Annotated in this window: 16 protein-coding genes; 10 read left to right on the top strand and 6 right to left on the bottom strand. The window is 58.5% G+C overall.

Going from position 1 to position 14,269, the window contains the following annotated elements:
• The first annotated feature begins 2 nt into the window (after window positions 1–2).
• Together J2D75_RS07745 and cobJ are read left to right on the top strand one after the other, a co-directional pair.
• Entirely contained in the window at window positions 3–779 is a 777-nt protein-coding gene (locus J2D75_RS07745; protein WP_207854196.1) for a precorrin-2 C(20)-methyltransferase, read from the top strand.
• A complete protein-coding gene (gene cobJ, locus J2D75_RS07740; protein WP_207854195.1) occupies window positions 776–1,528 on the top strand; it encodes a precorrin-3B C(17)-methyltransferase in 753 nt (250 codons plus the stop codon). The genes J2D75_RS07745 and cobJ overlap by 4 nt, the downstream gene beginning before the upstream one ends.
• Here the strand turns inward: cobJ and J2D75_RS07735 are convergent.
• Window positions 1,486–2,277 carry a cobalt-precorrin-6A reductase gene (locus J2D75_RS07735; RefSeq protein WP_341534967.1) on the bottom strand — a complete coding sequence of 264 codons (792 nt, stop codon included), beginning with the start codon at window positions 2,275–2,277 and terminating at the stop codon, window positions 1,486–1,488. The genes cobJ and J2D75_RS07735 overlap by 43 nt on opposite strands.
• Between J2D75_RS07735 and cbiE the strand changes: the two genes are divergently transcribed.
• The 6 genes from cbiE to J2D75_RS07705 all read left to right on the top strand — a co-directional run bounded on the left by cbiE (window position 2,252) and on the right by J2D75_RS07705 (window position 7,223).
• Entirely contained in the window at window positions 2,252–3,472 is a 1,221-nt protein-coding gene (cbiE, locus tag J2D75_RS07730) for a precorrin-6y C5,15-methyltransferase (decarboxylating) subunit CbiE (RefSeq protein ID WP_265782962.1), read from the top strand. The two genes, J2D75_RS07735 and cbiE, sit on opposite strands and share 26 nt — an antisense overlap.
• Entirely contained in the window at window positions 3,469–3,870 is a 402-nt protein-coding gene (locus J2D75_RS07725) for a cobalamin biosynthesis protein (protein WP_207854192.1), read from the top strand. Before cbiE ends, J2D75_RS07725 begins: the two co-directional genes overlap by 4 nt.
• A complete protein-coding gene (gene cobM, locus J2D75_RS07720) occupies window positions 3,867–4,649 on the top strand; it encodes a precorrin-4 C(11)-methyltransferase (RefSeq protein ID WP_207854191.1) in 783 nt (260 codons plus the stop codon). The genes J2D75_RS07725 and cobM overlap by 4 nt, the downstream gene beginning before the upstream one ends.
• Window positions 4,646–5,968, top strand: coding sequence for a cobyrinate a,c-diamide synthase (locus J2D75_RS07715; protein WP_207854190.1), 1,323 nt, complete (start codon window positions 4,646–4,648; stop codon window positions 5,966–5,968). Before cobM ends, J2D75_RS07715 begins: the two co-directional genes overlap by 4 nt.
• Window positions 5,969–6,009: 41 nt before the next feature.
• Entirely contained in the window at window positions 6,010–6,786 is a 777-nt protein-coding gene (cobF, locus tag J2D75_RS07710; protein ID WP_207854189.1) for a precorrin-6A synthase (deacetylating), read from the top strand.
• 122 nt (window positions 6,787–6,908) lie between these two features.
• Window positions 6,909–7,223 carry a hypothetical protein gene (locus J2D75_RS07705; RefSeq protein WP_207854188.1) on the top strand — a complete coding sequence of 105 codons (315 nt, stop codon included), beginning with the start codon at window positions 6,909–6,911 and terminating at the stop codon, window positions 7,221–7,223.
• Window positions 7,224–7,291: 68 nt separating this feature from the next.
• Here the strand turns inward: J2D75_RS07705 and J2D75_RS07700 are convergent, their stop codons facing one another.
• Entirely contained in the window at window positions 7,292–8,005 is a 714-nt protein-coding gene (locus J2D75_RS07700) for a response regulator transcription factor (protein ID WP_207854187.1), read from the bottom strand.
• A 139-nt stretch (window positions 8,006–8,144) separates the two neighbouring features.
• Between J2D75_RS07700 and J2D75_RS07695 the strand changes: the two genes are divergently transcribed.
• Window positions 8,145–8,669 (top strand): L,D-transpeptidase family protein, encoded by a 525-nt coding sequence (locus J2D75_RS07695; protein WP_207854186.1) that lies wholly within the window; start codon window positions 8,145–8,147, stop codon window positions 8,667–8,669.
• Between the two features lie 4 nt (window positions 8,670–8,673).
• Here the strand turns inward: J2D75_RS07695 and J2D75_RS07690 are convergent, their stop codons facing one another.
• The 4 genes from J2D75_RS07690 to J2D75_RS07675 form a co-directional block, all read right to left on the bottom strand.
• A complete protein-coding gene (locus tag J2D75_RS07690; RefSeq protein WP_207854185.1) occupies window positions 8,674–9,993 on the bottom strand; it encodes an RsmB/NOP family class I SAM-dependent RNA methyltransferase in 1,320 nt (439 codons plus the stop codon).
• 9 nt (window positions 9,994–10,002) lie between these two features.
• Window positions 10,003–11,481: an IMP dehydrogenase gene (gene guaB / locus J2D75_RS07685; RefSeq protein ID WP_207854184.1), complete on the bottom strand. Its 1,479-nt coding sequence runs from the start codon at window positions 11,479–11,481 to the stop codon at window positions 10,003–10,005.
• Window positions 11,482–11,616: 135 nt separating this feature from the next.
• On the bottom strand, window positions 11,617–12,771 hold the full coding sequence (locus tag J2D75_RS07680; RefSeq protein WP_207854183.1) for a pyridoxal phosphate-dependent aminotransferase: 1,155 nt from the start codon (window positions 12,769–12,771) through the stop codon (window positions 11,617–11,619).
• 92 nt (window positions 12,772–12,863) lie between these two features.
• Window positions 12,864–13,013: a hypothetical protein gene (locus J2D75_RS07675; protein ID WP_207854182.1), complete on the bottom strand. Its 150-nt coding sequence runs from the start codon at window positions 13,011–13,013 to the stop codon at window positions 12,864–12,866.
• A gap of 227 nt (window positions 13,014–13,240) precedes the next feature.
• Here J2D75_RS07675 and J2D75_RS07670 point away from each other — a divergent pair, with 227 nt between their 5' ends.
• A complete protein-coding gene (locus J2D75_RS07670; RefSeq protein ID WP_243428593.1) occupies window positions 13,241–14,266 on the top strand; it encodes an ABC transporter permease in 1,026 nt (341 codons plus the stop codon).
• Window positions 14,267–14,269: the final 3 nt, after the last annotated feature.

The following is a 14,269-nucleotide window of genomic DNA, read 5'->3' as shown; positions in this document are numbered from 1 at the left end:
TCATGGGCACGATTACATGCGTGGGGCTGGGGCCGGGAGACCCCGATCTGATGAGCCGCAAAGCGGCCCGACTGATTGAGGCGGGGCTGCATGTCGCCTATTTCCGCAAGGCTGGACAGATGGGGCAGGCTCGCCGGATTGTGGAGGGGATGCTGCACCCGGATGTAACGGAATATCCTATGGAATATCCCGTCACGACCGAGATTACCTTTGCCTGCGTCGATTATAACGACCTGCTGGCAAGTTTTTACGATGAGTGGGCCGATCGCCTGTGTCAGATGGCACAGCAGCATGATGTCATTGTCCTGTGCGAAGGAGACCCCTTCCTGTACGGTTCATTCATTCATCTGCATGCCCGCTTGCAGGGGCGCTGCCCTGTGGAGATTGTACCGGGCATTCCGGGTATGACCGGCTGCTGGCACGCGACAGGTCAGCCGATTACCTGTGGGGATGATGTGCTGGCCGTATTGCCCGGCACCTTGTCCGAAAGCGCTCTTGTGCATCACATGCGTCAGGCTGATGCTCTGGTGATCATGAAAACTGGGCGGAACCTGCCAAAAATAAGGCGTGCACTGACCCAGACTGGCTTGCTGGAGCGGGCGTGGTTGGTTGAACGGGGTACCATGCCCAACCAACGGGTGCTCCGTCTGGTGGATGCCGCCGAGCAGGACTGTCCTTACTTCGCAATTGTGCTGGTACATGGCAATGGCCGGAGGCCGGAGCGGCGGGATAGGACGGACGTGCTACCTGTAGCGCAAAGCCATGGGGCGCAGCCATGAGCGGGAGTGTTGTTGTCGCGGGGCTGGGGCCGGGTGATCCCATGCTGGTTACACCTGAAGTGCAGGCGGCATTGGACATGGCCACGGATATTCTGGGTTATATTCCCTATGTGGGGCGCATTGCCCCGAGGCCGGGGCTGAGCCTGCACCCCAGCGACAACCGTGAAGAACTCACCCGCGCCCGCCATGCACTGGAACTGGCCCGGCAGGGCCGCCATGCAGTTATCGTCTCATCGGGCGATCCGGGGGTTTTCGCTATGGCGTCTGCCCTCTTCGAAGTGCTGGACGCTGAATCTTCCGACACGATGGTGAATATCCGCATTCTGCCCGGAATTACCGCCATGCTGGCCGCCGCAGCCCGTGCGGGGGCACCGCTGGGCCATGATTTCTGCGCGATCAATCTGTCAGATAACCTCAAACCGTGGAGTGTGGTTGAGCAACGGCTGCGCATGGCGGCGCGGGGTGACTTTGCCATGGCGTTTTACAACCCGCGCAGCAAAAGCCGCCCACATCAGTTTGAGCGTGTGCTCGAAATCCTGCGTGAGGAATGCGAAAGCCAGCGTCTGATTACTTTCGCCCGCGCTGTCAGCACCCCCGATGAAACTCTACGGACTGTCACGCTCGAACAGGCCACGCCCGATATGGCGGATATGCGCACGGTGGTAATCGTTGGCAACAGTCAAACACGGCAGGTCGGGCGTTGGGTTTATACACCACGCTCTATAGCGGCTCCTGTGGCTGGGCCATGATCAAGCCAGTGCATGACATCCTCTACGTTGTGCCTGAGCAGACGGGGCGGCACAGCCGGGCGGTCGATCAGGATAACCGGCAAGCCGAGTTCACGCGCGGCATCGAGTTTGGCACGGGCACCCGCTCCTCCGGCATTTTTGGCAACGATATGGGTGATGGCGTGCGTGCGCAGCAGTTGCAGGTCTTCGGCCAGAGTAAAGGGGCCACGTGCTATAACGGCCTGCGCATGGGGCAGCGGCAAGGGGGCTTCGGGGGTATCAACCAGCCGCAGCAAATAGAAATGCTGGCTACGGCAGGCAAAAGTCTCCAGCGTTTGGCGGCCGATGGCCAGAAATACCCGTGCCGGGCGCTCTGGCAAAGCTTTTGCCGCCCCTGCGGTGTCGGGCACAGATACCCATCGGTCACCCTGTCCGGATTCCCATGCGGGGCGTTCCAGTGCGCACAGGGCGGTGCCTGTCATGGAGCAGGCCGCAACAGCGTTAGCACTCATCTGTGCCGCGAACGGATGCGTTGCGTCGATAACATGCGTAATGTTTTCCGCCCGCAGATAGGCGGCCAACCCCGCTATGCCACCAAAGCCACCAATCCGGGTTGGCAGAGGCTGGCTGATAGGGGTAGCGGTGCGCCCAGCATAGGAAAAAATGGCCCTGCGCCCCGTAGCTGCCAGAGCGCGGGCCATCTGCGAGGCTTCGCTTGTGCCGCCCAGCAACAGGATGCGTGTCGTGTCTGACCCCGATACCTGCGGCACTGTCATTCCCTGGCTGTCTATCATTGGCATTGGCGAAGATAGGCTTGAAGCCCTTGCTCCGGCAAGCCGTGCAGCGCTGGATAAGGCCGAGGTGGTTTTTGGTGCGCCGCGCCATCTGGCCCTCGCCGGGCTGGAGCTCTCTCCTAAAGCTACCCCTTGGCCCGTACCTTTCAGCATAGAGGCAGTTCTGGCTTTGCGCGGGCGCAAAGTGGCAGTTCTGGCTTCAGGCGATCCATTCTGGCATGGCGCGGGCGGTAGCCTGTGTGCCCATCTCGTCCCGGGTGAATGGTGTGCCTACCCGGCTCCCTCGACGTTCTCATGGGTTGCTGCGCGTATGGGCTGGCGGTTGGAAGAAACGCCCTGTCTGGGCCTGCACGCAGCGCCTTTCGAGCGGCTTGTGCCTGTTCTGCGCACTGGCGGGCGAGCAATTTGCCTTCTGCGTGACGGCAAAGCACCTGAAGAACTGGCCCGCTGGTTGAACGAGCGGGGTTTTGGCTCAAGCCGCTTGCACATCATGGAATCCTTGGGGGGAGCAAACGAGCGTATAAGAACTGCGCAGGCTGATAGTTTTGCTTTCGCGGATATTCAGGCACCCGTCGCAGTAGCTCTGTCTGTGTGTGGCGAAGGGCCAGATGCTGCGGGTCTGCCTGTCGGCTTTGGTTTGCCGGATGATCTGTTCACCCATGATGGCCAGATTACCAAGCGCCCCATGCGTGCGCTAACCCTCTCGGCACTGGCGCCACGGCCCAACGCAGTGTTGTGGGATCTGGGGGCTGGCTCTGGCTCCATCAGCGTGGAGTGGTGTCTGGCGGGTGGACAAGCCTGTGCTGTTGAACGTGATCTGGAACGTTGCATGCGTATTCGTGCCAATGCCGCCCGGTTTGGGGTGGAGCACAGGCTGAGTGTATTGCAGGCAGATACGGCAGAGAGTTTTCCGCATAGGCTACCAGAGGCAGTTTTCATTGGAGGCGGTGCGAACGAAGCCCTGCTGGAACGGCTCTGGGCACAGGTGCCGATGGGAGCCCGGATTGTTATCAACGCCGTAACGCTGGAAACCGAAACCCTGTTGGCCACATGGCACGCCCGTGCCGGGGGGAGCCTGCTGCGCATCGAACTCGCTGAATCCCAGCCTTTGGGCCGTATGCGTGGGTGGTCCCCTTCCCGCCCTGTTGTGCAGTGGAGCGTGACCCGATGAGGGTGGTGGGCTTTGGTCTGCGTCCCCATGCCCCGCGTGAAGCTCTTGAACAGGTTATGCGTGGTGTGCTGGATCAAGCCCGCTCACATAACGCTCAGCATTCCTTGCCAGATGCCGTGGCGACATTGGCCCGACGGGTGCAGAATCCTGCTTTGCTGGCTCTTGCGCGGGATCATGGGCTGCCTGTTATGGGGGTAGATGAAAACCGGCTTGCTGGGGTTGTAACCCCTACAGGCTCCCCCCGTATTCAGGCACTTTTCGGCACGGGGAGTGTGGCCGAAGCCACGGCCCTGCTGGCTGCGGGGCATGGGGCTCAGATTATTGTGGCGCGTATTGTATCGACTGACGGCACAGCCAGTGCAGCATGGGCTGAGACAGAAGGACTTATGGGAGCATGACAGTTCATTTTATCGGTGCCGGGCCGGGTGCGCCCGATCTTCTGACACTGCGCGGTGCAAAGTTGATCGCTCAAAGTCCCGTCTGTCTGTATGCAGGGTCGCTCATTCCCGAAGGGGTTCTGGAACATTGTGCGCCGGGTACTCGGGTTATCAACACAGCTCCCTTATCCTTGGATGACATCATCGAGGAAATCTCCTCCGCCCATGCTATCGGGCAGGATATTGCCCGGTTACATTCGGGCGACCTTTCTGTGTGGTCGGCCATGGGGGAACAGATACGCCGCCTTCAGGCGCTGGGTATTCCTTATGATATTACACCCGGTGTGCCGTCTTTCGCAGCAGCAGCGGCCGCACTGGATGTGGAGTTGACCCGTCCCGGTGTTGCGCAGTCCGTGGTGTTGACGCGTACATCCGGCCGGGCCAGTGCCATGCCGGAACGTGAGACCCTGAGTGCTTTTGCGCAAACTGGCGCCACACTGGCCATCCACCTGTCGGTGCATGTGTTGCCGCGCGTTATCAGCGAATTGCTGCCACATTATGGGGCTGAATGCCCCATTGCTGTGGTGTGGCGGGCAAGCTGGCCGGATGAGCGGATCGTGCGCGCGACATTAGGCACTCTTGACCTGGAGATTGCGCAACAGATGGAGCGTACAGCACTTATTCTGGTTGGCGCTCCTCTGGCGGCAGGCGCGTTTGAGGAAAGTCGCCTGTATGCGGCTGATTACGACCGGCGCTATCGCCCGGTGGGTACGCAGCCCCGTTTTCCGCAAAACCCATGAGCGCTAAAACCGGCAAACCCGGTGGGTTGGTCATTGCCGCACCGGCTTCGGGGTCAGGTAAAACAACCCTGACGCTCGGCCTGCTGGCTGCCTATCGGGCGCAGGGACTGGATGTCAGGGCTTTCAAGAACGGCCCGGATTACATAGACCCGGCCTTTCATACCGCAGCATCAGGCAAACCCTCTTTCAATCTGGATAGCTGGGCAATGGAAGCCCACTCTATGAGTGGGCTGGTCAGCACGGCTGATGGGGCCGACCTGATTATTGCTGAAGGCTCGATGGGGCTGTTTGATGGTGTGGCTACTCCCGGCGCATGTGGCAACGGAGCGAGTGCCGATATGGCCGCCATGATGGGGTGGCCAGTGGTGCTGGTGCTCGATGTTTCAGGGCAGGCGCAATCTGCTGCGGCTATCGCCAAGGGGTTTGCTACCTTTCGGCCCGATGTCCAGTTGGCGGGTGTTATTCTGAACAGGGTTGCAAGCCCCCGCCATGAGGCACTGGCCCGTGCTGGTATGGCGCAGGTTGGCATTGAGGTGTTGGGGGTTCTGCCACGCCAGACTGACCTGACCCTGCCTGAACGTCATCTCGGTCTGGTGCAGGCAGGGGAGCATGAACAACTTCATGCGACACTGGCAGCGCTGGCAGCGTTTATTGGCCGCCATGTTGCATTGGAACGTCTCCTGCAACTGGCAGCTGGATCATCGGCCTGTACGCCGCTGCCATTCATTGCCCCGCCGGGGCAGCGTATCGCCTTGGCGCAGGATCGGGGGTTTTCCTTTATATATCCGCATCTCCTGACACAGTGGCGGCGGGCTGGGGCGGATATTCTTCCCTTTTCACCTCTGGCTGACGAAGCCCCGCACCCGACTTCTGACCTTTGCTGGCTCCCCGGTGGGTATCCTGAACTTCATGCGGGTGTGCTGGCTAATGCCCGACATTTTCTCGATGGATTGCGACAGTATGCCCAAACCCATCCGGTGCATGGCGAATGCGGAGGATATATGGTTATGGGAGAAACCCTGACGGATGCAGAGGGTGTAACGCATCGTATGGCAGGGCTTCTGGGGTTACAGACATCGTTCGCAAAGCGTCGCATGCATCTGGGTTACAGGCTGGCAACGCTTGATGGGCCAATGCCCGGCCGCAAAACAGGCCAGCGGCTGCGGGGACATGAGTTCCACTATGCGACCATCACCGCGCAGCCCGATCAGCCTCTGGCCCATGTGGTGGATGCAAACGGCGCCCCCGTGCCTGAAACCGGTTCACGCAGAGGGACAGCAACGGGTACATTTTTCCATTTTATTGCCGATGTCACATGAACGGCTCTCCCCTGACCACGGCTCACTACGGAGGCCAATACATGATCACGCTCTCGCTTATCGGGATAGGCACCGGCAACCCTGAACACCTGACACTGGCGGCCATTCGGGAAATCAACAAGGCAGACCTGATTCTTATTCCACGCAAAGGAAAAGCCAAGGCAGATCTGGCCACTTTACGCGAAACGCTCTGTAGCGATGTGTTGACCAACCCGGACACAAAAATTGCCTCCTTCGACATGCCGGTGCGCGATGCGGCCAATGCGGATTATCAGCAAGGCGTGGAAGACTGGCACGATGCCATAGCGGCTGTATGGAGCAGGACTATTCAGGCTCATCTACCGCAGGGGGGAAGAGTAGCACTTCTGGTATGGGGCGATCCTGCTTTGTATGACAGCACACTCAGAATTGCCGCACGCCTGCTGCCACCAGAGCAGATACGCAGTATTCCGGGTATTATGTCCATTAATGCGCTTACGGCAGCGCATACCATCGCCCTGAATGAAATCGGTGCGGCCTTTATGGTCACCACGGGACGCCACCTGCGCGAAAAAGGATGGCCCGATGGTGTGGATACGCTGATTATTCTGCTCGATGGAGAATGTTCTTTCAGCCATATCGACCCTACGGATGTGCAGATTTACTGGGGAGCCTATGTGGGCATGCCAGAGCAGATCCTGTTGTCAGGCCCATTATCTGACATGGCGGATGAAATCATGCAAACACGGGCGCAGGCCCGTAAAGAGCATGGCTGGATCATGGATATTTATCTTCTGCGGCGCCCTATTGTGGCGCATGATAAAAAGGCTGTCTCATAAAACGGGAGCGCTGGTCATGCAGGTTTTCTTTTTATGAAAAAACGGCAAAATTTTAAAAAGCAAAAATACCTTTCTCAGAAAAATGCTAAGCTCTGGTGAGGTATTTTCATGAAAGGATTATCATGCCCACCGTAAGAACAGTCTTTCTACCCTACTGCATAGAAATTAATGATGATGGTACATTTCATATTCTTAACAGGTATTACGCTCCGATTGGATTACAGAAGCGCGGCCATGTCAGCAAATACAAGATAGAAGGCTTGACGGAAACCAAGCTGATTTCCATGGGGTTGGTGCGCTCCAACTCTGAGCATCATGTTTATTTCTTTTACGCGGACTGCACCACACCAACGAACTCTCCGGAAAACTGGAAACGTTATTCTGATATTATGGAAGAGTTCGCCAAATACGAAATTCTGGATGTCATCGAACACTAGGCCAGATACGACATGGGCCGCAGGCATTTGATCTGCCTGCGGCCCATGTCAGTGCGTAGCTAGTTTTTTCAGCCTTGCGTTTCCAGCTCAGGGTTGAGGCGGTAACCGCCCCCTTCCGTCACCAGCAGGGAAGCATGAGCCGGATCCGGCTCGATTTTCTGCCGCAGACGATAAATATGCGTCTCCAGCGTATGGGTGGTTACCGCGGCGTTATAGCCCCAGACTTCGTTGAGCAGCACCTGACGCGGCACCGGGCGAGTGCCAGCGCGGTACAGGAACTTCAGAATGGCGGTTTCTTTTTCCGTCAGGCGGATACGGCGGTTCTTGACGGTATCCTGCAACAGCTTGGCGGACGGCCTGAATGTATAAGGCCCGATAGAGAAAACCGCGTCTTCGCTATTTTCGAACAGCCTGAGCTGAGCCCGCAGGCGGGCCAGCAGTTCGGCAATACGGAAAGGCTTGGCAACGTAATCATTCGCCCCGGCATCAAGGCCACGGACAATATCGGCCTCGTCGTCCGAGCCGGTCAGCATGATCACGGGCATGCGCAGGCCTTCCTTGCGGATTTCTGCGCAAAAATCGCGACCATCTCCGTCCGGCAGGGTCACGTCGAGCAGAAGCGCATCACACCGTGCATCCGGGCCTTTGATCTTTTCGCGCGCTTCAGCCAGCGTTGCGGCCTCAAGAACCTGAAATTCTCCGTCAAGCTGCAACTGTTCCGCCAATGTTTTGCGGATAACCTGATCATCATCAACAACCAAAATGGGGCGCGCACCCGTCATGGGGTCCATCTCCTTGTCTCAAGCCTACATCGCGGCTGTCCGACATATTCCACGTTCAATGTCCGAATCGCTTCGGTTTCTGTTAGCCCGCATGATACGTCAATACCCCAAGAAAACATAAACAGGGGCAAGATTGGTCATGATGATACACATCTATGCCGGAGCAGATAGCCTGAGCGATGCACGACTGCATTGCGGACACAATATCATGAAGGCCCGCATTGGACAAAACGGCATAAGTTCCCATAAGCGCGAAGGGGATTTGTGTACCCCCACCGGCCTTTATCCGCTGCGGCAGGTTTTCTACCGGGCTGATCGTATAGCCCGGCCTATTACGTCCCTGCCCCTCTCACCTCTGGCGCCAACGGATGGCTGGTGCGATGATCCTGCCTCTGCCGATTACAACAGGCTTGTGACCCTGCCCCACTCCGCCCGGCACGAACGCCTGTGGCGGGATGACCATGTTTATGATCTTCTTGTTGTGATCGGATATAATGACGCTCCCGCACGCCCCGGCGCGGGATCAGCCATTTTTATGCATCTGCTGCGGACTGATCAGGCTCCGACCGAAGGATGCGTGGCCCTGACACAAAACGACCTGCGCGCTGTTCTTGCAACAAACGCGCAGGCCATTACCATTCACCCATCAGGTGTTCAGCCCTGATTTTTCAGGCTTGAGCCGTGTCGGCTTCATCCTGCTCTGGAATGCGTTCCATTACGGCACCAAAGAAACCATCGGTTTCATCGCGCGCGGGGGTCAGGCTGATCATACTCTCATGCCGCAGGGCTTCAGGTAGATCAGGCGCTTCTGATGGCACAAGCCGGAAATCAGGATGGCGTGCCAGAAACGCATGAACCTGATCGGTATTTTCAGCTTTCAGCAGTGAACAGGTCGCATAAATCATACGCCCGCCTGGGCGTACGAGGGCGGCTGCCCTGTCCATGATCGCCGCCTGCTTGACCAGCAGTTCGGCCAGATCCGTTTCGGTAGTACGAAAACGGGCATCAGGATTGCGACGCCATGTGCCGGTGCCGCTACAGGGCGCATCCACCAGCACCCGGTCAAACGACTTGGCGCGGCGCTTGGCCCATTTGTCTCCCGCTCCAAGCAGGTGACGCTCCACATTGTGTACTCCCGCACGGCGCAAACGGCGCACGGCGCCATCAAGCCGGGGCTCTGAGACATCGCACGCGACAATGTGGCCACGGTTGTTCATCATCATCGCCATGGCGAGTGTTTTTCCGCCCGCTCCGGCACAGTAATCCAGAACCCGCATTTCCGGGCTCGCGCCAGTCAGGGCAGCGACAAGCTGGCTGCCTTCGTCCTGTATTTCCACCCGGCCATCACGAAATGGCGCGCTGGCCGTAACAGGCAGACGGCTTTCAAGGCGCAACCCCCAAGGAGAGTGCGGTGTCAGTTCCGCATGCAGGCCTTCACGCGCCAGTGCCTTGCGTGCTTCGGCACGGTCAGCTCGCAGTGTGTTCACCCGCAGATCGAGCGGCGCTTCGCCGGAGAGTGCCTTGATTTCGGTCTCAAGGGCCGGGCCAAAGGTTTCCTCAAGCCGGGGCAGAAGCCAGTCTGGCAGCTCCAGACGGACTGCCTTGGGCATATCCGGGTTATCCAGTGACTTGTCCTGCATGGCAATGAAGCCATCCCACTCATGGCGCTCCAGTACGCCGGTCGCGTAGCGACCTTCAGCGTACAGGTTGGCCACGGCGGATACGGCCATGCCATCCAGCACCAGCCTTGCCCCGCAGAGCAGACGGGCTGAAACGGGCAGGTTCTGCTTTTGCAGCCACCAGCCCAGCCTGCGCCAGCCGCGCATGACATCCCAGACAAGCCCGGAAATGGCCCGCCGGTCTCCTCCGCCAATATAGCGTCTTTCCCGAAAAAAGCTGTTGGCCACGGCATCCGCGGGTTTACGCGGCGCGGCTTCCATGGCCGCCAGCAGATCAATACTGGCGGCAAGCCTGGCGGAAGGTATCATGTGAGGCTGTCAGTCCTGACGGTAGTTGGGGGCTTCACGCGTGATGGACACGTCATGTACGTGGCTTTCACGCAGGCCAGCCCCGGTAATGCGGCGGAAGCGCGCACGGGTCTGCAGGTCGGCAATCTGCCGTGATCCCGTATAGCCCATGCCAGCCTTGAGGCCGCCAACAAGCTGATGGATAACGGCGGCCATGCTGCCCTTGTAAGGCACACGCCCCTCGATCCCTTCGGGCACGAGCTTGAGAGCGTCCTTGACTTCCTGCTGGAAGTAACGGTCCGCCGAGCCACGGGCCATGGCGCCAAGGCTGCCCATGCCACGATAAGACTTATAGGAGCGGCCCTGATACAGGAACACTTCGCCCGGCGCCTCATCCGTGCCTGCCAGCAGAGAGCCGATCATGACCACATCGGCACCCGCGCCAATGGCCTTGACCAGATCGCCCGAGGTGCGAACGCCACCATCTGCAATACAGGGGACATCCAGCTCACGGCAGGCCTGAGAGGTTTCCAGAACAGCAGAGAACTGCGGCACACCCACACCGGCCACGATACGCGTGGTGCAGATGGAGCCCGGCCCGATGCCGATTTTTACGCAATCGGCACCTGCTGCAATCAGTGCCTGGGCTGCTTCTGGCGTAGCAACGTTACCGGCTACGATCTGCACCGAAGCATCGAAAGCCTTGAGGCGCTCAACGGCTTTGAGCACACCGGCGGAATGGCCATGGGCAGTATCGACCACCAGTACGTCCACACCGGCTTCGACCAGCTGTTTGGCGCGATTGAAACCGTCATCACCCACACCAGTTGCGGCGGCGCAACGCAGACGGCCCATGGCGTCCTTGATGGCAAGCGGGTGTGCTACGGCCTTGTCCATGTCCTTGACGGTCATCAGGCCAATGCAACGGCCAGCATCGTCAACAACCAGCAGCTTTTCAATTCTGTGCTTATGCAGGATCTGGCGAGCGGTATCGGCATCGACGCTGTTGCGTACGGTCACCAGATTATCGCGCGTCATCAGTTCTGACACGCGCTGGTTGAGGTCAACCGCAAAGCGCACATCACGGTTGGTGAGAATGCCCACCAGACGCTGCGACCCCGGCTCCACAACTGGCAGGCCACTGATACCGTGGTGCTGCATGATAGCGCGGACTTCGGCCAGCGTCTGATCCGGCCCGACCGTTACGGGGTTGACCACCATACCGGATTCAAAGCGCTTGACCCGGCGCACCTGTTCGGCCTGCTCATCAGACGTCAGGTTTTTGTGAATAACACCAAGACCACCCTGCTGCGCCATGGCGATGGCCATCTGGTCTTCCGTCACCGTGTCCATGGCGGAAGAAATCAGGGGAATATTAAGTTCGATGGAGCGTGTCAGGCGCGTGCGCACCTCGGTTTGTCCGGGCACGACATCGGAAGCGGCTGGCACGACAAGGACATCGTCAAAAGCCAGGGCTTCTAGAACACGGCTGTAGGGGGAAGAAGTCATGCAACGGGCACCCTTGCTGAAAAACAACGAGGCAGGCCAACCCGCTGACGAAACAGCGCCGCAGGTCACCCGACCATTGGCGCTTCCTCTTATGACTTTGGCCGTATAAACGCAAGCGTTCTGCGCATGATTGGTTCAGGTTTTTGCATTGCCCCCCGTCTGGCGGGCGGCAAACCACGGAATCATGCGGGCCAGAGCCTCTTTCACCAGCGCGGTTGATGCCGCAAAACTAAAGCGGATGAAGTGTCTGCCATCTACGGGGTCGAAATCAATGCCGGGTGCACAGGCGACGCCTGTATCGAGCAGGAGCTGGCGGCAAAATGCCAGACTATCATCCGTTAGGTGCCGGATATCGGCGTAAATATAAAACGCGCCATCCGGTGGGGCGAGGCGGTTCAGGCCCATGGCTGGCAAAGCCTCTAAAAACAGATCACGATTGCGCCGATAGGTTGCTACATGCGCCTGTAACTCCGCGTTGCAGTCAAAGGCAGCCAGTGCAGCATGCTGGCTGAGAGCTGAAGGCGGCAGAAACAGATTGCCCATGCGTGCGCGGGCCGCACCAATCAGATGATCCGGCACCACCAGCCATCCCAGACGCCAGGGCGCCATGGAAAAATATTTGGAAAAACTGTTCACCACCAAGGCGTCGGGGGCGAACTCCAGCATGCTTTTTGCGGGCTGACCGTAACTTAGCCCATGATAGATTTCATCGGAAATCAGCACCATCCCGCGCTGGTGGCACAAAGCTGCGATGTCGCGCAGGGTATCTGGGGACAGAATTGTGCCGGTGGGGTTGGCAGGGCTGGCAACAATCACCCCGGCCGGAGCCGGATCAAGGGCGCCGATAGCTTGGGCTGTCAGCCCAAAGCGTGTCTCCGGCCCGCAGGGAATTTCCTGCGCCCCGACATGCAAGGCCCGCAGAGTATTGCGATAGGCCACATATCCCGGCCGCGCCAGCGCCACCGATTGCCCCGGCACAAAACAGCTCGAAATAGCGAGCACCAGTGCGGCAGAGGCCCCGCAGGTCAGAATGATGCGTTCTGGCGCAACGGTAATGCCGTACTGCTCGACATAATGGGTGGCAATGCGCTGTTTAAGCGCCTCGCTTTCCCAATACCCCATGGGGTCTGTATCCAACACATGGTGTGCGCGCTTGATCGCGCCCTGAGGCGCGGGCGTGGAGGGTTGGCCAAACTCCAGATGGATAATACTGCGGCCCTGTGATTCGAGCTGATGCGCCAGCGCACTAATGGCGATAGCGTGAAACGGATCAATGGCAGGAACAGGCATGACCAATCCAAAAAGCTGGCAAAGCCTGTTTTTATAAAGGAGATTACTACACTGACCAGTTTTTTCGCGCGAATTTATGCTCTGAAAGCTGCTTAGGACAGTTCAACCCTGACCGAGCCGCATTCAGCACTCCGGGTAATGACGGGGCGCGGCAGCATTTTTTTCCGGCCAGTCGCCAGTTGAGGCTTTTCCGCCTGCCCTTCCCATACGCGGAGCAGGGTCGAGCGCCATCTTTCGTGCACAGCCTCTCTCCAGCATTCCTGAGACACTGAAACGGACTGTTTTGAAGCGTGCCGAGCTTTCATGGCCCTGCCTCTCTTTGTATTTATTGCGAGCGTGCGCACACTCTATCCAATACCTGATGAGTATGAGGTGATAGTTTTGTGAAAAGCCCGGTAGGGTGTTTTTTATGTGGAGTTGTCAAAACTGACGCCAGCCCGCATCCTGTGGGGTGTAATGACTGTCTTTTATGTCGGGGTTAATGAATACATCCTCTACCCAGCCAGAACGCCTTGACTCATCCGGCCCGTGGAAAACAGCCCTGATAGGGCTGGCCCGCGATAACACGGCCCGGTTTGCGTGGCTTTGCCTGCTCCTGATCGTTCTGTCCTGCCTTATGGCGCCATTTTATGCTGCACGTATCGCGCATACAGATCCGTTCAGCGCCAATGTTGCGGGCAGTATTATGCTTGATGGGCAGGAAGTTGATCTGATGCAGCCTAATGATAACCCGCTGCATCTGGGGCTTAGTCCTATTGGGCCTACGTGGCATACCCACTATCTGCTGGGGGCGGATAGTCAGGGGCGCGACATTGCGGCCCGGCTACTCTATGGCGGTCGTAACTCCCTGCTGATTGCTTCGGCTTCCGCTACGTTGTGTCTGGTTTTTGCCACGCTTATTGGTGTGGTGGCCGGGTTTATGGGGGGGGTAGTGGATAGTGTGCTTTCCCGGCTGATGGACATTATGTGGGCTGTGCCGGTTTATCTTTTTGCTATCTGCCTTTCGATCGTCACCATTACAACGGGCCTGCATCTTGGGCCGTTTACGCTTGAAGGTAACAGCCTTCTTGTGCCTGTCATGATTATCGCGCTGGTTTACATGCCTTATGCGGCCAGGCCAGTCCGTGCGCGGGTCATGAGCCTGAAAACTGCTGAATTCGTAACGGCAGCACGCTGTCTGGGGGTGCCGCGCTGGCGTATTGTGCTGTTTGATATTCTGCCCAATGTCAGTGATACGCTGGTCGTGCTCGGGCCACTGGTTATGGCCATGGCGCTGCTGACGGAAAGCGCCCTGTCCTTTCTGTCCATTGGGGTGCAGGCACCGGCCTCATCATGGGGCACCATGATTCAGGATGGGGAAGGCCTGATCTATACCCGTCCCGTGGTTGCCATAGCACCGGGGCTGGCGATTGCCGCCGTAGTGCTCTGCCTGAACATTCTGGGGGATTCTTTGCGCGACCACCTTGACCCGCGCAGCGCGGGACGGGAGCCATAGGCC

Source organism: Acetobacter suratthaniensis, from assembly GCF_017377745.1.
Lineage (GTDB): Bacteria > Pseudomonadota > Alphaproteobacteria > Acetobacterales > Acetobacteraceae > Acetobacter > Acetobacter suratthaniensis.
The sequence above is the reverse complement of the archived record's forward strand: the minus strand, read 5'-3'. Positions and strand labels throughout refer to the sequence as shown.